The organism is Corynebacterium marquesiae (genome assembly GCF_030229635.1).
In the GTDB taxonomy this organism is placed as follows: domain Bacteria; phylum Actinomycetota; class Actinomycetes; order Mycobacteriales; family Mycobacteriaceae; genus Corynebacterium; species Corynebacterium marquesiae.
This window is the reverse complement of the sequence record NZ_JASPII010000001.1, coordinates 121,556-144,885: the sequence shown is the minus strand read 5'-3', so window position 1 is coordinate 144,885 and position 23,330 is coordinate 121,556. Positions and strand designations below refer to the sequence as shown.

Sequence of the window (23,330 nt, the reverse complement as noted above, 5' to 3'; positions counted from 1 at the left end):
TCAAAACTAACCGTCTAGATTAAAGAAGGGAGGAGAAACGATGGCTACTCTTCGCGAACTACGTGACCGCATCCGGTCCGTCAATTCGACTAAGAAGATCACCAAGGCCCAGGAGCTCATTGCTACCTCGCGCATTACCAAGGCGCAGGCTAGGGTAGAGGCCTCACAGCCGTACGCGGCTGAGATGACCAGCATGATGAACAAGCTGGCTGCGGCTTCTACGTTGGAGCATGACATGCTGCGTGAGCGTGAAGACGGAAACGTCGCCGCCATCCTCGTGGTCACTTCTGACCGCGGTATGTGCGGTGGCTACAACAACAACGTCTTCAAGAAGGCGGCACAGCTGCAAGCTCTCCTGGAAAGCAAGGGCTACGAGGTAGTTCGCTACGTTACCGGTAATAAGGGCATCGGCCACTACAAGTTCCGCGAGGACGAGGTAGTTGGCAGCTGGGGCGGTTTCTCTCAGGATCCTACCTGGGAGACCACCCACGATGTGCGCCGTCACTTGATTGATGGCTTTGTTGCTGGTTCTCATGGCACTACTAAGGGCCGCGACGGCCTGCATGCGCAGGGTGAGGGCGCCGGTGTACGTGGCTTTGACCAGGTACACGTTGTCTACACTGAGTTTGAGTCCATGCTGACCCAGACTGCGCGTGCTCAGCAGCTGTTGCCAGTTCAGCCGGTTATTCAGGATGAGGAGTATCACCTCGGTGAATCCGCTCTGACTGACTCCGAGTCTGCGGACGATGTCGCCGCAGGATTCGAGTTTGAGCCAGACGCAGATACGCTGATGGAAGCGCTGCTTCCGCAGTACGTCTCGCGTATCCTGTTTGCCATGTTCTTGGAAGCTTCTGCTTCCGAGTCCGCTGCACGCCGTACAGCTATGAAGTCTGCTACTGACAACGCAACCGAGATGGTCGAGGACCTCTCTCGCGTGGCTAACCAGGCCCGTCAGGCACAGATTACCCAGGAAATTTCAGAGATCGTCGGTGGCGCTGGCGCGCTATCTGACAGCGCAGAAAGTGACTAGATTATGACTACAGCTCTGCAAGAGCAGAATGCACAGTCTTCGGCAGTCGCCGGTCGTGTCGTGCGCGTCATCGGTCCGGTTGTGGACGTGGAATTCCCACGTGAGGCACTGCCGGCCCTGTACAACGCACTGCACGTCGACATTAAGCTCGAAGCTGTTGCAAAGACCGTCACCCTCGAGGTCGCTCAGCACCTCGGTGACAACCTTGTCCGTACCGTGTCCATGGCACCCACCGACGGCCTCGTCCGCGGTGCCGAGGTCATCGACTCCGGAAAGCCAATTTCCGTGCCGGTCGGCGACGTCGTCAAGGGCCACGTCTTCAACGCCCTCGGTGACTGCCTCGACGAGCCGGGTCTCGGCCGCGATGGTGAGCAGTGGGGCATCCACCGCGAGCCGCCAGCGTTCGACCAGCTTGAGGGTAAGACCGAGATTCTGGAGACCGGCATTAAGGTCATTGACTTGCTGACCCCGTACGTTAAGGGCGGCAAGATTGGCCTCTTCGGCGGCGCAGGTGTGGGTAAGACCGTTCTCATTCAGGAGATGATTACCCGTATCGCCCGTGAGTTCTCCGGTACCTCCGTCTTCGCCGGTGTCGGCGAGCGTACCCGTGAGGGCACCGACCTCTTCCTGGAGATGGAAGAGATGGGCGTGCTGCAAGATACCGCACTTGTCTTCGGCCAGATGGATGAGCCGCCAGGAGTCCGTATGCGCGTGGCTCTGTCCGGCCTGACTATGGCGGAGTACTTCCGCGATGTGCAGAACCAGGACGTGCTGCTGTTCATCGACAACATCTTCCGTTTCACCCAGGCCGGCTCTGAGGTTTCGACCCTGCTGGGTCGTATGCCTTCCGCTGTGGGCTACCAGCCAACCCTGGCTGATGAGATGGGTGTCCTGCAGGAGCGCATTACCTCGACCAAGGGCCGTTCCATTACGTCCCTGCAGGCCGTTTACGTTCCTGCCGATGACTACACCGACCCGGCTCCAGCAACGACGTTCGCTCACCTGGACGCCACCACCGAGCTGGACCGTGCTATTGCTTCCAAGGGTATTTACCCAGCAGTGAACCCGCTGACCTCTACCTCTCGTATCCTCGAGCCGGGTATCGTTGGCGAGAAGCACTACGAGGTTGCACAGCGCGTCATCGGTATTCTGCAGAAGAACAAGGAACTCCAGGACATCATCGCCATCCTTGGTATGGACGAGCTGTCCGAGGAGGATAAGGTCACCGTTCAGCGTGCCCGCCGTATCGAGCGCTTCTTGGGCCAGAACTTCTTCGTCGCACAGAAGTTCACCGGCCTGCCGGGCTCTTACGTGCCGCTGTCTGAGACCATCGATGCTTTCGAGCGCATCTGCGATGGCGAGTTTGACCACTACCCAGAGCAGGCTTTCAACGGCTTGGGTGGTTTGGACGACGTCAAGGCTGCATACGAGAAGTTGAACGAGAAGTAGGGAGAGGCACATGGCTGACATCACCGCCGAATTGGTTTCCGTCGAGCGCCTGCTGTGGTCTGGACAGGCCTCCATGGTCACGGCTGAGACCACCGAGGGTGAGATCGGCGTGCTTCCCGGTCACGAGCCAATGATCGGTCAGCTGATCGATAATGGCGTGGTGACCATCCACCCAGTGGACGGCGAGCGCCGCGTCGCCGCCGTGCAGGGTGGTTTCCTCTCCGTTACCCAGGACAAGATTACCGTCCTCGCTGATTGGGCCATCTGGTCCGATGAGGTGGATGAGGAGAAGGCTCAGAAGGATGTCGCTTCTGAGCACGAGCTCACCAAGTCCCGTGGCGAGGCCGCACAGCGTGCAGTTCGCCGCGCCAAGGCTTAATACCTTGGATTGGTAGGAGAGGGCAGCAATAGCCGCCCTTCCTGCTCTCTTAAGGCGCATCGGTTTATAGCCGGTGCGCCTTCTTCGTTTTTTCTTTGCCTATTCTTATTGGCATACTGGGACCGCTAGGCGCTACAATTCAAGAAATCAGTATCTCCACAGAGCGAGGATGGCGTGAATTAGCCCATGAATTCAACGTTTGTTGCAGTGCTTCTGTGGGCCTTCGGAGTGGCCCTGTTATTAGTCCTCTTTTTGGCGGCGCTCCGGTTTTTTACTATCCGCTCTCGCGGTACCTCTGTGCTTTTGCGCCGTTATCCTGCCAGAAACTCCCTTTCCTGGCGCCATGGTTCGTTGCGTTATGAAGGCGAATTTGTGGAGTATTTCAAGCTCCGTTCTGTCTCTCCGCGCTGCGATCTGCGCATCAATCGCCTCGACATCGAAGTAGTAAGCACCCGCCCGCTTGATGATGACGAGGCTTCTTTTATGTCCGCTGCCACCGAGGTCGTTCGCTTTCGGGCCAAGGGGAAAGAATATGAGCTGGCGTCCGACGCACACGGCATCATGGCCTTCGGGGCGTGGGTAGAAGCCGCTCCATCAAAGCGCCAGCAGCGCTTTGACTTCCGGGAATTGCGCGAGCGTGCTACCCGTCAATCCAAACGATAACTCCACCCGCTAGGGTAGAGAACATGCGTTTAGTAATCGCCCGATGCTCAGTAGATTACGTGGGCCGCTTGGATGCCCACCTGCCGATGGCAGACCGCCTGCTCATCGTCAAAGCGGACGGTTCCGTGTCCGTACATGCCGACGACCGCGCTTATAAGCCGCTTAACTGGATGACACCCCCGTGCACCCTGAAGGAGTCAGCGATTGAGGACCTCGACGGGGAAGACACCGGCGAAGTTTTGTGGCTGGTGGAAAACCCCAAGGGCGAGCAGTTGCGTATCACCATTGCTGAGATTCATGAAGAAATCTCCTATGAGATGGGCGAGGATCCAGGCCTAGTCAAGGATGGCGTCGAAGCTCACTTACAAGAGCTCTTGGCGGACCAGATTGATACCTTGGGCGAGCGCTACACTTTGGTGCGCCGCGAATATCCCACGGCCATCGGTCCTGTGGATATTATGGCTAAGGATGAGAACAATAATAACGTCGCCATCGAGGTAAAACGCCGCGGTGGCATTGATGGCGTAGAACAGTTGACACGGTATCTAGAGCTGCTTAACCGCGATGAGCTTCTCGCCCCTGTGTCCGGTGTATTTGCGGCCCAGGAAATCAAGCCGCAAGCTCGTACCTTGGCTGAGGACCGCGGCATTCGGTGCGTCGTACTGGATTACCAAGAGCTGCGTGGGCTTGAGTCTAATGAATTGCGGCTGTTCTAATGCCACGGCGGAATAGGCGTAAACCCTTAGAAGTTCGATCCCTACCTAAGGACGGCTCAACCTTCCTGGGCTCGCAAACGGTCGAGGGACCAAGCTGGACGCACGGCGAACCCTACGTCATGCGGCATATCGGTTCTGCTCGCGCTCAGAAGTACTACTTGTGCCCTGGCTGTAACCAAAACATTCCGCCCGGGGTGGCGCACATCGTCGCCTGGCCGCGGGACGTGGGCCGCCAGGGCGACGATCGCCGGCATTGGCACCGCCACTGCTGGGAGCGTAGGTAGACTAGCGGGCATGATTGTTGCATTTTCTGTAGCCCCTGCGGTGGTCAATAATGACTCCCAAGAAATGGCCGATGCCGTGTCCGAGGCTGTTCGCGTGGTCCGCGAATCCGGCCTGCCCAACGAGACTAATGCCATGTTCACCTTGCTAGAAGGCGAATGGGACGAGGTCTTTGACACGATTAAAAAGGCCACTGATGCAGTGCGTGCGGTTTCCCCACGCACTTCTTTGGTAGTCAAGGCCGATATTCGCGAAGGCGTAACTAATCAGCTAACGGACAAAGTGGATGCGGTTAACCGCCGCCTTGCAAAGGAGGACTAGATGACTTCACCAAATAATGCTTATGTAGGAGGAGCGCTCGACCTCAGCCAGGTCAAGGCGCGAGCCGAGGCTCGGCAGAAGGCGCAGGAATCGCCGCAGACAAGTGCCGGCGGCGTCCAGCCCTTCTTCACGGTGACCGAGGCCAACTTCGATCAAGATGTGGTTCGCCGGTCTACGGAAGTTCCGGTCGTGGTCCTCATCGGTACTGCTCGCTCTACCCAGTCGGAGCAGTTGAAGACTGACCTTGCGGATTTGGCCGCGCAAGGAAACTTGAGCTTCTTGGTTGCTTACGTGGATGCGGATGCTACTCCGCAGGTTGCGCAGGCCTTTGGTGTTAAGAATCTGCCGACAGTCGTGGCCTTGGGCGCTGGGCAGCCACTGACGAACTTTGAGGGTGCGCAACCCAAAAACGCCCTAAAACAATGGGTCGATACCCTGGTGCAAAATGTTGGACCACAGCTGAAGGGCCTGCAAGGCAATGAGGCATCGGAACAGCCACAAGAGGAAGAAGAGGATCCGCGTCTCCAGGAAGCAGAAAGCTTCTTGAACGCCGGTGACTTTGATGGCGCTCTCAACGTCTACAACTCCATCTTGGAATCCGAGCCCGATAATGTGCAGATCAAACAGGCGCGCGACACCACAGTCTTGCTCCAGCGCCTCGATCCTGCCAACCAGACCGAAGACCCGATTGCGGCCGCGGAAGGGGATAAAGGGGACGTCGATAAGCAAATGCGAGCTGCCGACGCCGAGGTGGTAGCCGGAGCCCCAGAAAAGGCCTTTGATCGCCTCATCGAGACGATGAAGACAACAGCTGGTGATGAGAAAGCGCACGTGCGCGAGCGCCTGCTGGAGCTCTTTGGCCTTTTTGAGGGGAATGACCCGCGCGTGATGGAAGCTCGCACCAAGCTGGCAAGTGCCTTGTACTAGCTCGGTAGTATAAAAGCATGACTTCAGTGCTTTTCCTGTGTAATACAAATCGCGGCAAGTCGCAGATGGCTGCGGCGCTAGCCGCCAAGCATGCGCCTGACTGGGATATTTACTCGGCTGGGGTGCAAACTACCCCGGAGCATACCCAGCAGGGCATCAATCAAGAAGCCAAAGCTTCCCTCGCGAAGGTGGGCGCAGAAATGACTGGTACCCCTGCTCTAGTGGATCCCCACCTGGCTGCCGCTGTCGACCACGTCATCGTAGTAGGTGATGCGAAATATGAGGGGCCAGCGCAGCGGTGGGACATCGAGGATCCTTCGCTGCGTGGTTTGGAGGGTGAAGAGCGCATGGACGCGTTGCGCGATGACATAGATGCTCGCGTAGCTGAGTTCGTGCGCGCCCAGCGATAATTCTCTATCCTTCCAGCACGTACCACTGCACGGAATTGGCCGGCAGATGCAGCGTCGTGGAGTTGTTCTCCACGCGGATGCGCTGGGGAAGTGGGTTCCCAGCGCCTTCGTAGACGGCGTCATCGGTGTTGAGCACCATCTGCCATTCGCCGTCCTGTGGAACCCAGAGGCCATAGTTGGGGATGGAAGAGCCAGAAAGGTTGCACACGGCGAGCAGAGCAGAGCCATCTGCACCGTAGCGGACGTAGCCTAGGACGTTATTGGTTGAGTCATCTGCCTTGACCCATTGGAAGCCATCCTGGTTGAAATCCTGGCTCCACAGTGCTGGGGTATCGCGGTAGACGAGGTTGATATCCCTTACGAGGCGCTTGATGCCCTGGTGCCATTCGCTGCCCCAACCGTCGAGGTTGCTCCAGTCCACGGAATACCCCTCGGCCCACTCGGTAGTCTGGCCAAACTCCTGGCCCATGAAGAGCAGGTTCTTGCCGGGGTGGGAGAACATGTAGCCATAGAGGGCGCGGAGGCCGGCGGCCTTATTCCAGTCGTCGCCAGGCATGCGCTCCCACAGCGAGCCTTTGCCGTGCACAACTTCGTCGTGGCTAAACGGGAGGACATAGCGCTCAGAATAGGCATAGACCATGGAGAAGGTGAGCTCGCCGTGGTGATAGGAACGGTGAATGGGCTCGTGCTTGAAGTACTCCAAGGTGTCATTCATCCAGCCCATATTCCATTTCAGGGAAAAGCCTAGGCCCTTTTCAGAGGTGGGGGCGGTAACGCCCGGCCAGGAAGTGGATTCCTCGGCAATGGTGAGTACGCCTGGATGCGTGCGGTTGAGGGTGGCGTTGGTTTCCTGCAGGAATTGCACGGCCTCCAGGTTCTCGCGCCCGCCATATTGGTTGGGCAGCCACTCATCGCGGGAGTAATCGAGGTAGAGCATGGAAGCCACGGCGTCTACGCGCAGGCCGTCGATGTGGAATTCTTCGGCCCAATACAGGGCGTTGGCCACGAGGAAATTGCGGACCTCATTGCGGCCGAAGTCAAAGACATAGGTGCCCCAATCGGCCTGCTCGCCGCGGCGGGGATCGGGGTGCTCGTAGAGAGCCTGGCCGTCAAAGCGACCCAGGGCCCAATCATCCTTGGGGAAGTGTGCGGGCACCCAGTCCACGATGACGCCGATGCCATTCTCGTGCAGGGCATTGACCAGCTCTCGGAATTCATCCGGCGAGCCCCAACGTGCAGACGGCGAGTAGTAGCCAGAGACTTGGTATCCCCAGGACCCGCCGAAAGGATGCTCGGCCACGGGCAAGAGCTCGACGTGGGTGAAACCGTGCTCCTTAAGGTATGGGATGAGATCCTCGCGCAAGCGGTTGTAGTTGGCGCCGATCTTCCATGAGCCGACGTGCACCTCATAGATGTTCATGGGCACATCGAGGTTGCCGGTACGCTTGTCCATCCAGGCAGAATCGGACCAGGCGAAACTGGTGGAATCCACGATAGAGTCCGTCTCCGGCGGGCAGGCGGTGCGCTTGGCTAGAGGATCGGCCTTGTCCTTGCGGCCCTCGTGGCTAAAGATGGCGAACTTATAGTGCTCGCCAGCACCGATGTCCGGAACAAAGACCTCCCATACGCCGGTAGAGCCGAGTGAACGCATCGGATAGTGGGTGGGGTTCCAGCCACAGAAATCGCCTACTACGGCAACGCCCTGGGCATTGGGTGCCCACACGGCAAAGGAGACGCCGGAAACGGTACCCATTTCGGTGTCATAAGAACGCAGGTTGGCGCCGAGGACATCCCAGAGGCGCTCGTGGCGGCCTTCCCCAATCAGGTGCAGATCCAGCGAGCCCACCGTGGGAAGGAAGTGATAGCCGTCTGCCACGGTGCGGGTAGGTGCCTCTGGATAGGAGATTTCTAAGCGGTAATCGCAGTTATCGCCAATTTCTGCCTCCCAGATGTCGTCGCCGACCAATTCCATGGACACGGATTGCGTGGGAGTGTGAAGCTGCACCTCGCAAGCGCCTGGTTGGCGGGTGCGGACGGTTCCTTCGTGCCAGCCGTAGAAACCGTGCGGGTCATGGTGGCGGCAGTCATTGAGGCGGGCGAGGTCAGCGGCCGGGATAGTCATACAATCAGAGTACCTAGTTCGAGTGCGGTCCGGTGGGCGAATATTTACGGGCGATAGTCGCTAACTACGCGCCAGGTGAGCTGTTCCTGGAGGGCGTGGTCGGCAGGGGGAAGGACGAAGACATGGGCGACGTCGCGAAGCGGCTCTAAGCGCACAAAGTTGCGCTCGGACCAGTGGTAGGCAGAGCCGGTAATCGTGTCCTGGACGGTATAGGACTCGCCGGGGTGGCGGCCGATAGCCTGCATATCTACCGTGACGGTGGCTTCCTGTGCATTGCGCGGATCCAGGTTGACCACAACGAGGACTACATTGCCGGAGGCTGGATCCGCCTTCGAATAGGCAATTATGGCTTCATTGTCGGTGTCATGGAAGCGCAGGGTGCGCAGTTGCTGCAAAGCGGGATTATCGCGGCGGATCTGGTTGAGCAGCCGGATATAGGACTCGAGGGAATCTCCTGACGCAGCCGCCGCCGCAAAATCGCGCGGGCGCAGTTCGTACTTCTCAGAGTCGAGATATTCCTCGGAGCCTGGGGCTACCGGGGTGTGCTCGTAGAGTTCAAAGCCGGAGTACACGCCCCATAGAGGCGACATGGTGGCGGCTAGGACAGCGCGAATGGCGAACATGGCACGCCCGCCGGTCTGCAGGGACTCGTGCAGGATATCCGGAGTATTAACAAAGAGGTTAGGGCGGCAGATATCTGCTTGTTCGACGTGCATCCGGCCAAACTGGGTGAGTTCTTGTTTAGAGGTCTGCCAGGTGAAGTAGGTATAGGACTGAGAGAAACCCGCCTTCGCTAGACCGAAGAGGCGAGGCGCGCGGGTAAAGGCCTCCGCCAAGAAGATGACATCCGGGTGGGTGGCATGTACGCGGGTAATCAGCCAGTTCCAAAAGTTTGCCGGTTTGGTATGCGGGTTATCCACGCGGAATATACTCACCCCGGCTTCCACCCAAACCATCAAGGTCTCATAGATCTCGTGGTAGATGGCTTCAGGAGCGTTATCGAAGTTAAGCGGATAAATATCCTGATACTTCTTCGGCGGGTTCTCGGCGTAGGCGATGGAGCCATCCGGAAGGACGGTGAAAAATTCTGGGTGGCTGCTAGCCCATGGATGATCGGGCGATGCCTGAAGCGCGAAATCAAGCGCTACCTCCAGGCCGAGTTCCTGGGCGCGGGAGACGAGTTTTTGGAAATCCTCCATCGTGCCCAGGTCCGGATGGGTGGTGGAGTGGTCCTGGATGGCCCAGGGGCTTCCCACATCGCCGGGCTCGGCCACGACCGAATTATTCTTTCCCTTGCGGTGTACCTTGCCGATGGGATGGATGGGCGGAAAGTACACCGTATCGAATCCCATATCGGCCACCCGCTCTAGTGCCTTGGCAGTGGTATCAAAAGTGCCGTGGACTGGATTTCCCTCTTTATCCCAGCCTCCCGTGGAGCGGGGAAAAAGCTCATACCACGAGTTATAGAGTGCGGCCCGGCGCTCCACATATACCTCGTGGATTGCGCCCTCCACCAGCAGGTCGCGCAGGGGATGCGAGTGCAGGATGCCTGCTACTTCCTCCGAGAGCGCTACCTGCACGCGCTTATCGACGTCCGAGGACTCATCCTCCAAGTCCCGAGCGGCCGTAAAGAGCGGTTCCACCACATCCGACGGGGTTTGCAGAGCCGCACGAGAAAACAACTCGGCGCCATGCTGCAGGTCATTGGCCAGCTCAGCAGCGGATTGCTCAGCCGCCATTTTCTTGGTTACCGCGTTCTTCCACGTGGCGATGGGATCGGACCAGGCATCGACGCGGAAGTACCAGGTGCCTTGGGTGCCCGGGGTAAATACACCGTGGACGCGATCCTGGTCATCGGGATCGACTTGCATGGTGACGGAGGAGGTAGCCGTGGTTCGTGCCGCCCACGCAGACAGGGTTGCCGAGACCGCATCGTGACCCTCGCGCCAGACGAGGGCGGTGACAGGAATTACCTCGCCTACAACGGCTTTGGAGGCTACAGAACCGGCGGAGATAAGCGGGCGGACATCGTCAATACCAAGGCGAGTAGTCATGCCCATAAGACTAATGCAGCTGTGTCAATTTCACCGGGCAAAGAACAAATCAGTCACAATGGAAGGCGTGAACGACGTAACTCCCACTGATCAAGATTGGCTCGTAGATTTTCGCGGCGTCGAGCTGCGCCGTGGCGGCAAGACCCTCGTCGGACCCGTGGACTGGCAAGTAGAGCTCGATGAGCGCTGGGTCATTATTGGCCCCAATGGCGCGGGCAAGACCTCGCTGGTGCGCATGGCCGCGGCCGAAGAGTTCCCCTCGAAAGGCACCGCCTTTTTGATGGGGGAGCAAATCGGCAAAACCGACATGCGCGATCTGCGTGCACTCATAGGCATCTCTTCCGCGGCGGTGCAATCGCGCATCCCGGACACTGAGCGAGTAGACGATCTAGTTGTCTCCGCCGGTTACGCTGTGTTGGGCCGCTGGCGGGAAGAATATCAGGACATGGATTTCTCCCGCGCGGATGACATCTTGGCGCAAGTTGGTGCCACCCACCTCAAAGAGCGCACGTGGGGAACCCTGTCTGAGGGAGAAAAGAAGCGCGTCGTCCTCGCTCGCGCACTCATGTCTAACCCGGAGTTGCTCATCCTCGATGAGCCGTCCGCAGGAATGGACCTGGGAGGCCGCGAAGACCTCGTGGGATACCTTGGCAATCTAGCCATGGACCCCGATGCCCCAGCGATTGTCATGATCACCCACCACGTGGAGGAGATCCCCTATGGCTTCACCCACGCCATGCTGCTGGATGAGGGTAAAGTTGTGGCAAAAGGACTGATTAATTCCGTCCTCACCTCCGAAAATCTGACTCGCGCCTTCCACCAACCCATACAGGTGGACCGCATTGGACAGCGATACTTCGCCCGCCGAGCTTCTCTATGACCAATCCTTTTCATGACCGTCTCGATGCCATTGACGCCAGCGATACCACCGGCTTCCACGGTGGACGCCTGGCGGCAACCGTCCTGCTCCTACGGGACGGCGCTGACGGTCTTGAAGTGTGGGTACAAGAGCGCGTCCACACCATGCACAACTACCCGGGACATTCAGTATTTCCGGGCGGCGGTGTAGACCCACGTGACTTTCCGCCGCGTGCCTGGGACTCGGGCGAGCTGTGGGCCGGAAAGTCTGTCATCTCCATGGCGCGCCGGATGGGGGTGACCAAGTACAAGGCCCACGCCCTTGTTTTCGCCGCTGCCCGCGAGCTCTTCGAAGAGGCCGGCACCCTTTTCGCCATCCGCGAGGACGGCATTGTCTCCAATGCGCGGCGCTATCACAAAGAGCGAAAACTACTAGAAAACCACACAATTTCCTTTACCGAATTCCTCAGCAATAACGGAATGCGCGTCGACGCCGATATGCTTCTTCCTTGGGCCCGCTGGGTAGGAAAGGGGAAAAGCCATTGGTTCGACACCTTCTTCTTCGTTGGGGTGTTGCCCTCCGGCCAAGAACCCGACGGGGATACCGATGAAGCAGACGATGCCGGATGGTTCTCCCCGCAGCTCATCCTGGACGGCTGGCGCGCCGGGCTGGTGCGCCTTGCCATCCCCACGTGGGCACAGATGCAAAGGCTGAGCAACTATTCCTCCGTACAAGAGGTCGTAGAGGACGCGTCCTTTTCGGACCTGCGCCCCGTCATTGGGGATCCACGCGAAGATCCCCGTTACCGCGAATTCTTTTCCACCACCCCTTTAGACCGAATATGAGTTATACCCCCGCAGAAGTCGACTTCCTTGCCGAACATCAAGAGGAAATAGCACACCTCGACCTCACCTTAACCAAGGCTTCTCGGCTCAAAGACACCGAAATCCTCAAAGCTAAGTTCGGTGAGTATGGCCGCGCGGTCATGGAGCTGGTAACCGCCCGCAGTTCCGGAAAGCTCCCGCACGATTGGCTTATGGACACAGACTCTGCCCAGCAAGCAACCCCCATCGAAGTGGCGGCGTATCGGACGAAATTCCTTGCCGAGCAGGGGGTGCGCAGCGTCCACGACGTCACCTGTTCCATCGGCACCGAAGGCTATAATTCTCCGCTCGACTACATTGGCTCAGACCTGGATGAATCACGGGTAAGAATGGCGAGACATAACCTCTCTTCCGCCAAGATTTTCCGTGCGGATGCGCTGACGACTACTACCACCGCTGATGTTCTCCTTGCAGACCCGGCCCGCCGCGCCGGTGGCAGGCGAATCACGCGGCCGGAGGATTTGGTGCCACCGCTCCCGGAGGTCGTCGATAAGCATCGCGACAAGGAACTGGCCATCAAGTGCGCTCCTGGCCTTGATTTTAGCGAGTGGGACGGCCTCGTCACCGTCGCGAGCGTCGATGGCGGGGTAAAAGAAGCCTGCCTTTATACCCCAGGCCTTGGCAGCGGCCGAAGAGCGGTAATGATTCGAGGAAACAAGCTGGATGTCCTCGATGACCACGCAGACAACCTACCCGATGCTGGAGACATTGGCAGTTACCTCATCGACCCGGATGGGGCCATCGTTCGAGCGGGATTGGTCCAGCACTACGCGGCCAGGGAAGGGCTGCACCAAATCGATCCGCGCATCGCATACCTGACAGGAGAGAGGATTCCGGAGGGGACTTCGGGATTTCCATTCATAGAAAAAGTACCCCTAAAGAGATTAAAATCCGTACTTAAATCCTATGACGCAGGAAGCTTAGAAATCCTTGTACGCGGGGTAGAAGTGGACCCTGACCAGCTGCGGAAGAAGATGAAGCTGAAGGGGACGAGGCCTTTTGCGGTCATCATTACGCGAATTGGCTCACAGGGAATCGCCTTGCTGTGTCAACCCCGAGTATCATCGTCCGAGGATAATTACGCAACATAAATATATCGGAAAGGTGAGTGCCCAATGCCAACTATCGTGGCTCTGGTCAAACACGTGCCGGATACGTGGTCTACCAAGTCTTTGAACGATGACCACACCCTGGATCGCACCTCCGTGGATAACGTCATTGATGAGGTTAATGAGTACTCCGTGGAACAAGCCCTGCGACTGCGCGACGATAACCCCGATGCGGGCTACAAAGTCGTAGCACTGACGATGGGGCCGGCCCAGGCCGACGAGGCACTGCGTAAGGCTTTGGCTATGGGCGCCGACGATGCCGTGCTCGTCTCCGATGATTCCTTGGCCGGAGCGGACGCGCTATCGACCGCTTGGACCCTCAATGCTGCGCTCAATCAGCTTGACGACGTCCAGCTGATCACCGCCGGCACCGAAGCTTCCGACGCCTCCACCGGCCTGCTTGCCGGCCTGCTCGCCGAATACCGCCAGCTGCCGGCCCTTACCGGCCTGCACAAGGTAGAGCTAGCTGACGGCACCCTGCAGGGCACCCGCGATGATGCGCGCGGCACCTGGGAACTCGAGGCGCCGCTGCCAGCGATCGTTACGGTGAACGATAAGAGCGACAAGCCACGATTCCCCAACTTCAAGGGTCTTATGGCAGCTAAGAAGGCGGAAATCACCACCTTCACCCTGGCTGACCTGGGCATCGAGGCCATCGCGCCGACAACCTCCGTGTCGGCCGCTGAGAAGCGCCCACCGCGCACCGCCGGCGAAGTTATTTCGGAGCCCAACCCGCAAGATGCAGCGAAGAAGATCGCTGACTTCCTGTCCGCAAAGAACTTGATTTAGGAGTAGATATGTCGCACGTTTACGTACTAGTTGAGCACGACGCGGACAACCTCCTTCCCGTTACCGGCGAGCTGATTACGGCCGCGCGGGAATTGGGTACGGTGTCCGCAGTGGTCGTCGGCAAGCAGGCCGATAAGTTCGATGCCGACCTTGCCGCCCTCGGTGCCGCACAGGTGGTTCAGGCAACGGCCGAGGATTATGAACAGCGTTTCCTCACCCCGGAGGTCGATGCCCTGCATGCGCTTGGCGCTGCGAACCCAGCGCCCATTGTGCTGGCCGCAACTCCGGCCAATAACGAGATTGCCGGCCGACTTGCGGCTCGCCTCGCCTCTGGCGCACTGGTCAATGTTAGTGGCATCGCCGCCGATGGCTCCGCCCAGATGAGCATTTTCGGTGGTTCCTATGAGACCACCTCTACCGCCGCTGGGCAGTGCCCGATCTACACCCTTCGACCGGGCGCGGTTGAGGCTGCACCACAGCAGGTGGAGGCGCAGCCGGCGCCGATGCCGTTGCCGGCCGCCACGGACAAAGACGTCAAGGTAACTTCCTTTACCCCGGCACAGAAGTCCGCACGACCAGAAATTACCGAGGCCAAGGCAGTTGTCGCCGGCGGCCGTGGCGTGGGCGACGAGTTCGGCGCCGTTGTCGAGCCGCTTGCCGATGCCCTCGGGGCCGCAGTCGGCGCCACCCGCGACGCCGTCGATGAAGGCTTTTATGACGCCGCCTATCAGATCGGCCAGACCGGTGTTACCGTCTCGCCCGACCTCTACATCGGCTTGGGTATCTCTGGCGCTATCCAGCACACCTCTGGCATGCAGACTTCCGGCACCATTGTGGTGGTCAACCAAGACCAAGATGAGCCGTTCTTCCAGATCGCTGATCTCGGCGTCGTGGGCGACCTGCATGAAATCGCACCTGCCCTGACCGAGGAACTGAAGGCGCGCCGGTAATGCCGCACTACTTTGACTATGCCGCTACCCAGCCGATGCGTCAGAGCGCGATTGACGCGTGGGTGGCGGCGGCTGGATCCCTCAACTCCGGCGCGCAGTATGGTTCTGGCCGCAAGGCTCGGTCCGTGCTGGATGATGCCCGTGAAAAGGTGGCTTCCCTCCTCGGCTGCGAGCCCATCGAGGTCATCTTTACCTCTTCTGGCACCGAGGCGGACAATATCGCCATTCAAGGTCTCTACGCGGCTGGGCAAACAAACCGCATTATTTCTACCGATATTGAGCACCCGGCCGTGCGCGATACCGTCTCTAAGCTGGAGAAAACCGGAGCAGCTGTCGATATCCTTCCCGTCGACCGTTCCGGGCACATTGCAGATCTATCGGCCCTAGACACGCTTGCCGACGTCGCTACCTGCATGTGGGCCAACAACGAGACCGGGGCCATTCAGCCCATCGAAGAGATAGCCACACGTGCGAATGCGACAGGCACACCCGTGCACGTGGATGCGGTGCAGGCTGTGGGCAAAGTTCCCATCAATTTTTCTGATTTAGGGATCACCAGCCTCGCCGCCAGCGCCCACAAGTTCGGCGGCCCCCGCGGCATCGGTCTGCTTTTGGCCAAGCGCAGTCCTGCGCCCCAGCCGATTGCTTACGGCGGTGGCCAAGAACGGGGCATCCGCCCTGGCACCGTGGACGTGGCGGGCGCTTCCGGTCTAGCTGCGGCATTGGAGGAATCCGTCTCCGAAATCACCGCCCAGGGTGAGCGAATTACTGCTCTCCGCAATAAGCTGCGCGACGGAATTTTCGCCACCATCGACGACGTAGTGGTCAACTCTGCCGAGCCGTGCTTGCCTTCCCATCTGCACGTCTCATTTCCCGGTGCTGATGGCGATAGCCTCATCATGCTGCTGGATTCCTTGCAGATCGAGGCCTCTTCCGGCAGTGCTTGCAGCGCTGGCGTAAACCGCATGTCTCATGTCCTCGAGGCAATGGGCGTAAGTGAGGCGGAAGGAATCGGTTCCCTGCGTTTTACTCTCGGCAGGCTTACTTCGGAAGAGGATGTTGACTACGTCTTGGCTCATCTTCCGGAGGTTATTTCCCGAGCCCGTTCCGTCTAGTTATCATTCCTTTCTTTCGCCGCAGCTCGCCGGGCGGCGATAGCTTGGCCTACCGTAAGCGCCCAGTTCTTGTTCTTGGGCGCTAACGGTCCTTGGGGCTCATCATATTCCCAGCGGCCATCGTCAAAGAGCCATACTATGTCTCCAGTATGCGGATCCATGATGTAGAAGGCACCACCATCGGTTTTGATGTTGTGGTGATGCTGGCAGAGTGATGCCAAGTTGCTCCCCGCCGTTTTCCCTCCCTGTGCATGGTCAATCCGGTGGTCCTTTTGGCAGTTCTCTGCGGGGCGATTACAACTTGGCCAGCGGCACACGCCATCGCGGCCTTCCACGTAGGCGCCAACGAGCGGGGGAGTAACGTAGCTTTCGCTCTCCATCCTTTTTGCAAGGTCCATATCCCGCGTCTGGGTGGGACGCAGACTGTCAGCGGTCTCAGGGCTTACCCATCCGAATCCCCGGATAAATGCGGGAGCAGCCTCCTGGTCGAGGGCTCGGTACATATGAAGAACCACTTTTGCCCGCGACTCAATTTCGCCCAGAATCAACTTGGCTAGGGCTTCAGCTTTCGTGAGGTTATGCTCTTCGGCTGCCTTACTAACGTGTTCATCGATGGCTAGCATGGTAGCTTCATCGAACTCCACTGCTAGCCCAGCCTTCCCGCCGAAACTGTGGTAGGTGAAATAGGAGTCGTTCCCTGCATCAGGCTCCTTATCTTCATTGGGGTGTGGGTCCTCCACAGCGATGAGGCCATTTAGCTTTCGCCGCAAATTGGTATTCGAAGGCAGTACCTGGCCGGGCTTCGTGGGGGTCAGGTAACGCGCAAGCTCTTGGTCTATCCGCTCGAGAATTTCGGTCGGGATGTCGCCCAGCTTGCTAAGCACGGCGTCGATAGTAATAAGACGAGAGAAATCCAGGAAGTAATAGGTTTCCTGGAGCGCCTTTGTCAGTGGTAGCTCTGCGAGTCGATAAAGGGCCATTGTTATGTCTCGCGTGCGCCGCTCGCTTAAGCCCGTGCGGGTGGAAAGTGTGTGGCAAGATATGTCGAAATCTTCTTCTAGGTCTGGCTTCACCTCATTCCAGAATAGGTAATCTTGTTTTCTGATTTCTGTGGCTTTAACTGCAAGCGGATCGTTGGGGTCATTGACTATGTAGTAGGCGTCCAAGATGAAATCCCCCGATTTGTAGAACATGTGTACTTAACTCCATGGTGAATATTTTAAGCCGTGCCCTGCCCCTTTGCAAGGGGTGTGGGCAAAGATATGTTCTAAAGGGATGTATTCCAAGAGGGAGTGAAATGGAGGTAAAGAAAATTATTTCAAGTGGCGCGTGTTAAAGATGTGACACGAGTGAAGGCCTTGCTAGACTCACGCGCATGACATCAAAGAAGGCACTCCGAAAGAGCATTACTGCGGTGGTCACCGTGGCTGCACTAGCCGTAAGTGGTACCGCCGTCGCCCAGGCGGTGAGCCTCGGTGCACCTAAGGGCATTGACGTTGCAGCGCACCAGCATCCAGGCGGTACACCTATCGATTGGTCAAAGGTGCGTACCGACGGTCAGTCCTTTGCATTCGTGAAGGCTACCGAGGGCGGTGATTGGGTAAACCCCCACTATGTAGAGGATATTCAGGCGGCTAATGCTGCTGGACTCAAGACCGGTGCATACCACTACGCACGTCCGGCTGGCGACGCCAAGACTCAGGCGGCCAATTTTGCCGCGCAGATCGCCCTAGCCCCGGATCAGACATTGCCTCCTGCACTTGATATCGAGGTGGCGGAAGGAAAGTCTGCGGCACAGCTGGAGCAGTGGATTGAAGAATTTACTAGCGAGCTCAAGCGTCTTACCGGTCGCACGCCCATGATCTACACCTACAAGTACTTCTGGATGGGGCAGATGAATAACTCCCAGAAGTTCTCGGATATGCCACTGTGGCTCGCGGCCTACCAAGATCAAGCGCCCGATGCCGTAGGCGGTTGGAACAAGCTATCCTTCTGGCAGCGCTCTGGCTCCGGCAAGGTGGCAGGCATTCCTACCGACGTCGACATGAACCTGTTTAATGGTTCCAAGCAGCAACTGCAGTCCTTCAGCGACGGCAACTACGTAGACGTGGGCGGCGCGCTAGAGCAGCTGGTTGTGAGCGATGGGCTTGATTTGAGCTCCGATAGTACGCCGCTCATCGGTGCTATTTTGGCCTTGGCGGCGGGGCTGATTGCGATTCCGCAGCTTGCCGACGCCGCCGAGAAGTCCGGCCTCGATCCCCAAGCGGCGGAGGGCTTGGCTGGCTTCGTAAAGACCCTGCAAGACAAGGACGCCCTTCCAGTGGAGGACCTGGGCGATATGGCCAAGGGCAACTTCTCCGTCAGCGACCTAGCTATCCTGCTGGACAATGCCGGTCACGTGAACAACGTTAAGTCAGGCAACGTCTCCGAGTCGGAGGTATCGGAAGCTAAGAATGCCGCCAAGAACGCCGGCGCTGACGTACCCGATTTTGACGCGGGACAAGTAGCTACGCTGCTTAATCGCGTACTGCAGTAGCACCGGTGAAAAACGCGCGGATCCAGGCCTCGTCTTTGTAATGGGCGGGCACGGCCCCGCCTAAGAGTGCCTTTGCCAGCTGGGCGGCTTCGACGGAGCCCTCGGCTGGCATTTCTGTATCTGAGGCTACCAGGATGATGTTCCCGTAGCGCCGACCCTTGAGCATCGGTGGGTCCGCGATGACGGCGAGGTGGTCAAAAACTCGATCGAGGCCCGCCAGCTCGCTCTTTGCCAGCTGTAGATCGGAATGGTCGCCGCAGTTGGCTACGTAGAGGCCACCCGGCGCCAGCGACTGCTTTGCAACCTGAAAGAACTCCACGGTGGTGAGGTTGGCTGGTGTCTTGTCGCCAGCAAAGACATCGCGGATGATGATGTCGCGGCTGGACGGCAGGAACCCCTCAGTTTCTTGGCGGGCCTCGCCGGCACGGATTTTGACGGTGGGGGAACGGGGGACGTCGAAAAGCGTACGCACCAACTCGCCCAACTTGGCGTCGAGTTCGACCACCGTGTGGCGGCTGCCCGGAAGCTTGCTGGCAAAATAGCGCGGAAGGGAGCATCCCGCGCCGCCTAGGTGGGTCACGCGGAGCTTATTCGCTGGCCGAGTATTGAGGTGCTCAACCGCCGCCGCAATCCAGCGCATGTACTCAAACTCCAGCTCCTCCGGCTCACCGAGTACAATGTGGCTGCTCGGCACGCCATTAACGTTGAGAATATAGGCGCGGTCGCGAAACTCATCCGGCACAACCTCGGCTGTGCCGGTAGAAATATCGTAGGTGCCGGTAATTCCCGGATCGGTGGAAGCTCGCTTTCTGCCCATGTCACACAAGCTTAGGGAATGGATTCGATTTAAACCGCGTTGGGGCTAGGGAGTAGACTTTCGGGCCTGTAGTCAAGGTGAAATGGGGAGCACAATGCGAGTATTGGTTGCCATGTCCGGCGGCGTGGACTCATCGGTTGCCGCCGCCCGTGCAGTAGAAGCCGGCCACGAGGTAATTGGCGTTCACCTCGCGCTGCACAAAGACGCGCAGCAGACCAGGGAGAAGGCCCGCGGTTGCTGCTCATTGGAGGATTCGGCCGACGCCCGCCGCATCTGCGATAAGCTGGGCATTCCCTTTTATGTCTGGGATTTTTCGGAGGAATTCAAAGAAGAGGTCATTACGGACTTCGTGGATTCCTACGCCCGCGGCGAGACCCCCAATCCCTGCCTTCGCTGCAACGAGAAGATTAAGTTCCGAGCGCTGCTGCAAAAGGGCATGGCGCTTGGCTTCGATGCGGTTGCGACGGGCCACTATGCCACTATCGACGAAAACGGCTATATGCGCCGCTCCTTGGACGAGAATAAAGACCAGTCTTATGTGCTCGGCGTGATTTCGGCCGAGGAGTTGGAGCACTGCTTTTTCCCCATCGGCGATACTCCTAAGCCGCAAATCCGCGAAGAGGCTGCTGCGCACGGATTTTCCACCGCGAAAAAGCCGGATTCCTATGACATTTGCTTCATTCCCGACGGCAATACGCAGGCGTTTCTGGGCGCCCGTATTGGATTGCGCCCCGGCATGATCGTGGATCAAGAGGGCACGGAGCTCAAGGAGCACGATGGCGCGTGGAACTACACCATCGGCCAGCGCAAGGGCCTGGACATCAAGGCGCCGGCTGCCGACGGCCGCCCCCGCTACGTCACCGATATTGATGCTGCTACCGGCACGGTTACCGTCGGCGCCCGCGAGGACTTGGCCGTAACCTCGATTCAGGCCGATCGCCTGAAGTACCTCCACCCGGGCATGGATGGGGATTTCGAGTGCGAGGTTCAGGTGCGCGCACACGGCTCCGTGGTGCCATGTACCGCCCACGTTGACCGCGAGGCGGACGAAATGCACCTCGAACTCAAGGAGCCGCTATCTGGTGTCGCCCGCGGCCAAGCGGCGGTGCTGTACTTGCCTTCGCCGGATGAGCTGGGAGACATCGTCATCGGCTCCGGCACCATCTGTGGAACTAATTAAGCACGCAGTTGGCAATGAGCCGATCTAGCGCTCGGACATCGATATCGGGGCCAATGTTGATTTTGAATTCGCCAGCCCTAGTCCACAGCTGCAGCTCAGCATTGAAGTCAAGGAGCTTTCCCGCGTTTTCCGTAGACCACATGTTAATGGAGGAATAGGGCAGGGAGTACATTTCTACCTTTTTGCCTGTAAGGCCTTGCGCGTCGCGGATGATGAGGCGCCTATTGGTAAATACGGCGGCATCGCGGACTGTCTTGAAAGCGCAGACGGGATATTCCTGTTCGGCCAAAACAGTGGAAATGTCCTGGGGAATTTCGCACTCGTTGTAGAAGGTCCAGCCGGAGTATTTTTCCACGCCCATAGTAAGGTTCCTTTCGAAGTGATACGTCGCGTATCGGATGGATAATTTTGAGAAATAATACTAGCGCCGAGGTGAATATGGACGCTTTTGGCTTAGGCCCTATGCCGGGATACTCCATGAGTGAGGCGGCAGACATCGTGATGGGTGAGACGGGTGGTCTCCCGCACCTTCCGCAGTTACCGGACCGCGGGATTTATGCTGGGGCCATTGGGCGCACAGCGAGCTTGTTGGAAGCAGTCTCCATTGACCGCGGACCGCGCTCGTGGGTGCTCAGTGATCGGCCACAGCTCATTTCGCACCGGATTGTTGACCAGATGAGCCGCGACCTGGACGAGATTCAGGAGGTGTGGGGCGAGTCAGTTCCCCGTATCAAGATTCAAGCGGTAGGCCCGTGGAGTTTGGCGGCCGCTGTGGAGCTAGGGAACGGGCACCGCGCGATTACTGATTCGGGTGCTTTCCGGGACCTGTGTGGTGCACTATTGGCCGGAATTCAGGAACACAAGGCACAGGTGGCACAGCGCTTTGGGGCAGAAGTGCGAGTGCAGCTGGACGAGCCTCTGCTTGCCGACGTCCTTTCAGGCACCCTTCCAGGCACCACCGACTTTGATACGATCAGGGCTTTTCCCGCGGACCAGGTCAATGCGACATTGGTGGAGTTTGGCGCGGACTACCTTCGGCTTCGCGAGCCATTATGGGAAGTGGCGGCGAAGACGGTGCTGCTCGATTTTGTTGGTCTGGCCTCGCCCGAGCATCTCGATGGCTTGGGGCAGTGGATTGATGGCGGCGCTCGCGTCGGATTGGGCGTGGCAGGGCAAGATGCTCGCACGGAGGCTATTTCTATTGCACAGCACTTTGACCGCATGGGCCTGTCGCGGGAGCGAATTCCAGAACAGGTTGATATCTTCCCCTGGCCGGTGGAAAAGGCCGCGCCCAGCTATTCTTTTGCTGCTGAGGTGGCGGGCATCCTCATTCGCGACGCCGGTGATCTTTAATCGACGCGCCCGCGGCTATCCGTGGTGGTGAAGTATTCGCCCATATAGGGAATGACATAGCGCAGCTTGCCGTGTGCGGTGGGTTCGATGAGGTCGGCGTCGATAAGCCGCTGGCGGGTGGCCGACAGTGAGCGCACCGTGCGGTCCATGTGGCCCGCGATGTCTGCGATGGTGGCGATGCCATCGACTTCGACTGCGGCCATCGCTTCCAGGAACTCCCGCTGCGCCGGCGGCAGGGCTAGCGTCGCAGGCTGGTGCACCTGCGCGCCCATGATCGATATTGCATCTGGGGCGATAGAGGCGATTGTCTGCTGGGAAATGCCGCCTTCTTGGTTGCGGCGACTGCGCTCCCATGCCAGTGAGCCGACCAATTGCACGAGGTAGGGGTAGCCGCGGGTGAGCGCGGCGGCGTCGGTAATCGCTTCGTGGCTAAACTCCAGCCCCGACCCCGAGGCCGTGTGCTCTAGGGCCTGCTCCGCATTGGCTGGCGACAAGGGGCCGAGCACGAATTTTTGGGCCCGGCGCAGGAAGGTTACCCCGGGCAGGTCCAGCAAGTGGTTGACTCCCTGCGGCAGGCCAGCGGCGACCAAGGCGATATCGATTTCATCGCGTACCAAATCTTGGTAGGCCACGGCGATGGTGGTGAGCTCTTCGACGTCGGCGTCTTGAACCTCGTCGATGGTGAGGAGGATGCCGGTGCCTTTCAGCTTGGAGGAAAGCTCGCGTAGGCGAGTATTCAACGTGGGGGTGAAGCGGGTTTCATTCTGGTGGTCGAAACCGATCGATCCTACGCCGCCGATGCCGATGCGGCTGACCTTCTTCTTATCGCTGGGCGAAAGCCGCTCGAGAAGCCTCGGAATCGTGGTGTTGACCAGTTCCTCCACCATGGTGGAGCGCCCGGAGGCGCGTAGCGTTACCCAACCGCGCGCTTCAGCAATATCTTCCAACTCGTTGATAAGGACCGTTTTGCCGATGCCCCTAGCGCCGCTTAGCACCATGGAACGGGAGGCATTACCTGCTGAACCATCGAGGGCAGTGCGGAAACTATCGAGCACGACGCCGCGGCCGACCCAGAACAGGGGAGGGGCGCCGAATGTCGGGCGGAATGGGTTGTCCATGCGGCTAGTGTAACCTGTTTTGTCGGAGATTTGGGAGACTTTCGGCTCAATGTGGAGATTTGGGAGACTTTATAGGTTTCTTACTATGGAGACAGCCTAGGCGCCAAGCGATGGCACCGATATGAAGAGAGCCAGCGGCTACGAATGCGTACCACCATCCAAAATCTACTGCTCTGTACCACGGCATTGCAATGCCGACAAGCGTAATGATGGCGATCGTGAAGATTGCGTCTATAACCAGCATAGGGGAAGAAACTGGCTTCTTTA

Annotated in this window: 24 protein-coding genes; 18 read left to right on the top strand and 6 right to left on the bottom strand. The window is 58.6% G+C overall.

What is annotated here, in order from left to right; translation table 11 throughout:
- The first annotated feature begins 40 nt into the window (after positions 1-40).
- From QP971_RS00670 to QP971_RS00630, 9 genes are all read left to right on the top strand, one after another.
- On the top strand, positions 41-1,030 hold the full coding sequence (locus QP971_RS00670) for a F0F1 ATP synthase subunit gamma (protein WP_049378383.1): 990 nt from the start codon (positions 41-43) through the stop codon (positions 1,028-1,030).
- A gap of 3 nt (positions 1,031-1,033) precedes the next feature.
- On the top strand, positions 1,034-2,479 hold the full coding sequence (atpD, locus tag QP971_RS00665) for a F0F1 ATP synthase subunit beta (RefSeq protein ID WP_005323378.1): 1,446 nt from the start codon (positions 1,034-1,036) through the stop codon (positions 2,477-2,479).
- A gap of 10 nt (positions 2,480-2,489) precedes the next feature.
- Complete coding sequence (locus tag QP971_RS00660) at positions 2,490-2,858, top strand: F0F1 ATP synthase subunit epsilon (RefSeq protein ID WP_049378384.1); 369 nt, start codon at positions 2,490-2,492, stop codon at positions 2,856-2,858.
- A gap of 186 nt (positions 2,859-3,044) precedes the next feature.
- On the top strand, positions 3,045-3,521 hold the full coding sequence (locus tag QP971_RS00655; RefSeq protein ID WP_284810525.1) for a DUF2550 domain-containing protein: 477 nt from the start codon (positions 3,045-3,047) through the stop codon (positions 3,519-3,521).
- 23 nt (positions 3,522-3,544) lie between these two features.
- Positions 3,545-4,237 (top strand): endonuclease NucS, encoded by a 693-nt coding sequence (nucS, locus tag QP971_RS00650; protein ID WP_049378385.1) that lies wholly within the window; start codon positions 3,545-3,547, stop codon positions 4,235-4,237.
- Complete coding sequence (locus tag QP971_RS00645) at positions 4,237-4,521, top strand: Rv1322 family protein (protein ID WP_080970426.1); 285 nt, start codon at positions 4,237-4,239, stop codon at positions 4,519-4,521. The genes nucS and QP971_RS00645 overlap by 1 nt, the downstream gene beginning before the upstream one ends.
- Before the next feature lie 10 nt (positions 4,522-4,531).
- Positions 4,532-4,840, top strand: a complete 309-nt coding sequence (locus tag QP971_RS00640; protein ID WP_005323373.1) for a thiamine-binding protein — start codon at positions 4,532-4,534, stop codon at positions 4,838-4,840.
- Positions 4,841-5,767 (top strand): tetratricopeptide repeat protein, encoded by a 927-nt coding sequence (locus tag QP971_RS00635; RefSeq protein ID WP_284810524.1) that lies wholly within the window; start codon positions 4,841-4,843, stop codon positions 5,765-5,767.
- A gap of 17 nt (positions 5,768-5,784) precedes the next feature.
- Positions 5,785-6,177, top strand: a complete 393-nt coding sequence (locus tag QP971_RS00630) for an arsenate reductase/protein-tyrosine-phosphatase family protein (protein WP_284810522.1) — start codon at positions 5,785-5,787, stop codon at positions 6,175-6,177.
- Between the two features lie 4 nt (positions 6,178-6,181).
- Here QP971_RS00630 and glgB read toward each other — a convergent pair whose 3' ends face one another.
- Complete coding sequence (gene glgB, locus QP971_RS00625) at positions 6,182-8,299, bottom strand: 1,4-alpha-glucan branching protein GlgB (protein ID WP_284839640.1); 2,118 nt, start codon at positions 8,297-8,299, stop codon at positions 6,182-6,184.
- 44 nt (positions 8,300-8,343) lie between these two features.
- A complete protein-coding gene (locus tag QP971_RS00620; RefSeq protein WP_284810518.1) occupies positions 8,344-10,353 on the bottom strand; it encodes a maltotransferase domain-containing protein in 2,010 nt (669 codons plus the stop codon).
- Positions 10,354-10,411: 58 nt separating this feature from the next.
- Between QP971_RS00620 and QP971_RS00615 the strand changes: the two genes are divergently transcribed.
- Genes QP971_RS00615 through QP971_RS00590 form a run of 6 tightly spaced genes read left to right on the top strand, consistent with a single transcriptional unit; the run spans position 10,412 to position 16,059 of the window.
- Positions 10,412-11,233: an ABC transporter ATP-binding protein gene (locus tag QP971_RS00615; RefSeq protein WP_005327654.1), complete on the top strand. Its 822-nt coding sequence runs from the start codon at positions 10,412-10,414 to the stop codon at positions 11,231-11,233.
- On the top strand, positions 11,230-12,057 hold the full coding sequence (locus QP971_RS00610; protein ID WP_284810517.1) for an NUDIX hydrolase: 828 nt from the start codon (positions 11,230-11,232) through the stop codon (positions 12,055-12,057). The genes QP971_RS00615 and QP971_RS00610 overlap by 4 nt, the downstream gene beginning before the upstream one ends.
- On the top strand, positions 12,054-13,187 hold the full coding sequence (locus QP971_RS00605) for a THUMP-like domain-containing protein (RefSeq protein WP_049378390.1): 1,134 nt from the start codon (positions 12,054-12,056) through the stop codon (positions 13,185-13,187). Before QP971_RS00610 ends, QP971_RS00605 begins: the two co-directional genes overlap by 4 nt.
- A gap of 24 nt (positions 13,188-13,211) precedes the next feature.
- Positions 13,212-13,994, top strand: a complete 783-nt coding sequence (locus QP971_RS00600; protein ID WP_049378391.1) for an electron transfer flavoprotein subunit beta/FixA family protein — start codon at positions 13,212-13,214, stop codon at positions 13,992-13,994.
- An 8-nt stretch (positions 13,995-14,002) separates the two neighbouring features.
- Positions 14,003-14,944 carry an electron transfer flavoprotein subunit alpha/FixB family protein gene (locus QP971_RS00595; protein WP_284810515.1) on the top strand — a complete coding sequence of 314 codons (942 nt, stop codon included), beginning with the start codon at positions 14,003-14,005 and terminating at the stop codon, positions 14,942-14,944.
- On the top strand, positions 14,944-16,059 hold the full coding sequence (locus tag QP971_RS00590) for a cysteine desulfurase family protein (protein ID WP_049378393.1): 1,116 nt from the start codon (positions 14,944-14,946) through the stop codon (positions 16,057-16,059). Before QP971_RS00595 ends, QP971_RS00590 begins: the two co-directional genes overlap by 1 nt.
- On the opposite strand, the gene QP971_RS00585 is transcribed toward QP971_RS00590, so the two are convergent.
- Positions 16,056-17,252: an HNH endonuclease signature motif containing protein gene (locus QP971_RS00585; RefSeq protein ID WP_284810513.1), complete on the bottom strand. Its 1,197-nt coding sequence runs from the start codon at positions 17,250-17,252 to the stop codon at positions 16,056-16,058. The two genes, QP971_RS00590 and QP971_RS00585, sit on opposite strands and share 4 nt — an antisense overlap.
- Positions 17,253-17,434: 182 nt before the next feature.
- On the opposite strand from QP971_RS00585, the gene QP971_RS00580 reads away from it, so the two are divergent.
- Positions 17,435-18,595, top strand: a complete 1,161-nt coding sequence (locus QP971_RS00580; RefSeq protein ID WP_049378395.1) for a glycoside hydrolase family 25 protein — start codon at positions 17,435-17,437, stop codon at positions 18,593-18,595.
- Here the strand turns inward: QP971_RS00580 and QP971_RS00575 are convergent.
- Positions 18,576-19,412 carry a spermidine synthase gene (locus QP971_RS00575; protein WP_284810512.1) on the bottom strand — a complete coding sequence of 279 codons (837 nt, stop codon included), beginning with the start codon at positions 19,410-19,412 and terminating at the stop codon, positions 18,576-18,578. The genes QP971_RS00580 and QP971_RS00575 overlap by 20 nt on opposite strands.
- A gap of 94 nt (positions 19,413-19,506) precedes the next feature.
- Here QP971_RS00575 and mnmA point away from each other — a divergent pair, with 94 nt between their 5' ends.
- Positions 19,507-20,592: a tRNA 2-thiouridine(34) synthase MnmA gene (mnmA, locus tag QP971_RS00570; protein WP_269953392.1), complete on the top strand. Its 1,086-nt coding sequence runs from the start codon at positions 19,507-19,509 to the stop codon at positions 20,590-20,592.
- Here mnmA and QP971_RS00565 read toward each other — a convergent pair.
- The gene (locus QP971_RS00565; RefSeq protein ID WP_049378398.1) at positions 20,585-20,953 is read right to left on the bottom strand and encodes a PH domain-containing protein; all 369 of its coding nucleotides are present in this window, start codon (positions 20,951-20,953) and stop codon (positions 20,585-20,587) included. The two genes, mnmA and QP971_RS00565, sit on opposite strands and share 8 nt — an antisense overlap.
- A 77-nt stretch (positions 20,954-21,030) precedes the next feature.
- Here QP971_RS00565 and QP971_RS00560 point away from each other — a divergent pair, with 77 nt between their 5' ends.
- Complete coding sequence (locus tag QP971_RS00560; RefSeq protein WP_284810511.1) at positions 21,031-21,945, top strand: uroporphyrinogen decarboxylase/cobalamine-independent methonine synthase family protein; 915 nt, start codon at positions 21,031-21,033, stop codon at positions 21,943-21,945.
- Here the strand turns inward: QP971_RS00560 and QP971_RS00555 are convergent.
- On the bottom strand, positions 21,942-23,063 hold the full coding sequence (locus QP971_RS00555; protein WP_284810509.1) for an ATP-binding protein: 1,122 nt from the start codon (positions 23,061-23,063) through the stop codon (positions 21,942-21,944). The genes QP971_RS00560 and QP971_RS00555 overlap by 4 nt on opposite strands.
- Between the last annotated feature and the right edge of the window lie 267 nt (positions 23,064-23,330).

What these genes read in the sequence shown, in the direction of transcription:
- QP971_RS00670 (WP_049378383.1), top strand. Translation starts at nt 41, where the DNA reads ATGGCTACTCTTCGCGAACTACGTGACCGCATCCGGTCCGTCAATTCG.
- atpD (WP_005323378.1), top strand. Translation starts at nt 1,034, where the DNA reads ATGACTACAGCTCTGCAAGAGCAGAATGCACAGTCTTCGGCAGTCGCC.
- QP971_RS00660 (WP_049378384.1), top strand. Translation starts at nt 2,490, where the DNA reads ATGGCTGACATCACCGCCGAATTGGTTTCCGTCGAGCGCCTGCTGTGG.
- QP971_RS00655 (WP_284810525.1), top strand. Translation starts at nt 3,045, where the DNA reads ATGAATTCAACGTTTGTTGCAGTGCTTCTGTGGGCCTTCGGAGTGGCC.
- nucS (WP_049378385.1), top strand. Translation starts at nt 3,545, where the DNA reads ATGCGTTTAGTAATCGCCCGATGCTCAGTAGATTACGTGGGCCGCTTG.
- QP971_RS00645 (WP_080970426.1), top strand. Translation starts at nt 4,237, where the DNA reads ATGCCACGGCGGAATAGGCGTAAACCCTTAGAAGTTCGATCCCTACCT.
- QP971_RS00640 (WP_005323373.1), top strand. Translation starts at nt 4,532, where the DNA reads ATGATTGTTGCATTTTCTGTAGCCCCTGCGGTGGTCAATAATGACTCC.
- QP971_RS00635 (WP_284810524.1), top strand. Translation starts at nt 4,841, where the DNA reads ATGACTTCACCAAATAATGCTTATGTAGGAGGAGCGCTCGACCTCAGC.
- QP971_RS00630 (WP_284810522.1), top strand. Translation starts at nt 5,785, where the DNA reads ATGACTTCAGTGCTTTTCCTGTGTAATACAAATCGCGGCAAGTCGCAG.
- glgB (WP_284839640.1), bottom strand. Translation starts at nt 8,299, where the DNA reads ATGACTATCCCGGCCGCTGACCTCGCCCGCCTCAATGACTGCCGCCAC.
- QP971_RS00620 (WP_284810518.1), bottom strand. Translation starts at nt 10,353, where the DNA reads ATGACTACTCGCCTTGGTATTGACGATGTCCGCCCGCTTATCTCCGCC.
- QP971_RS00615 (WP_005327654.1), top strand. Translation starts at nt 10,412, where the DNA reads ATGGAAGGCGTGAACGACGTAACTCCCACTGATCAAGATTGGCTCGTA.
- QP971_RS00610 (WP_284810517.1), top strand. Translation starts at nt 11,230, where the DNA reads ATGACCAATCCTTTTCATGACCGTCTCGATGCCATTGACGCCAGCGAT.
- QP971_RS00605 (WP_049378390.1), top strand. Translation starts at nt 12,054, where the DNA reads ATGAGTTATACCCCCGCAGAAGTCGACTTCCTTGCCGAACATCAAGAG.
- QP971_RS00600 (WP_049378391.1), top strand. Translation starts at nt 13,212, where the DNA reads ATGCCAACTATCGTGGCTCTGGTCAAACACGTGCCGGATACGTGGTCT.
- QP971_RS00595 (WP_284810515.1), top strand. Translation starts at nt 14,003, where the DNA reads ATGTCGCACGTTTACGTACTAGTTGAGCACGACGCGGACAACCTCCTT.
- QP971_RS00590 (WP_049378393.1), top strand. Translation starts at nt 14,944, where the DNA reads ATGCCGCACTACTTTGACTATGCCGCTACCCAGCCGATGCGTCAGAGC.
- QP971_RS00585 (WP_284810513.1), bottom strand. Translation starts at nt 17,252, where the DNA reads ATGTTCTACAAATCGGGGGATTTCATCTTGGACGCCTACTACATAGTC.
- QP971_RS00580 (WP_049378395.1), top strand. Translation starts at nt 17,435, where the DNA reads ATGACATCAAAGAAGGCACTCCGAAAGAGCATTACTGCGGTGGTCACC.
- QP971_RS00575 (WP_284810512.1), bottom strand. Translation starts at nt 19,412, where the DNA reads ATGGGCAGAAAGCGAGCTTCCACCGATCCGGGAATTACCGGCACCTAC.
- mnmA (WP_269953392.1), top strand. Translation starts at nt 19,507, where the DNA reads ATGCGAGTATTGGTTGCCATGTCCGGCGGCGTGGACTCATCGGTTGCC.
- QP971_RS00565 (WP_049378398.1), bottom strand. Translation starts at nt 20,953, where the DNA reads ATGGGCGTGGAAAAATACTCCGGCTGGACCTTCTACAACGAGTGCGAA.
- QP971_RS00560 (WP_284810511.1), top strand. Translation starts at nt 21,031, where the DNA reads ATGGACGCTTTTGGCTTAGGCCCTATGCCGGGATACTCCATGAGTGAG.
- QP971_RS00555 (WP_284810509.1), bottom strand. Translation starts at nt 23,063, where the DNA reads ATGGACAACCCATTCCGCCCGACATTCGGCGCCCCTCCCCTGTTCTGG.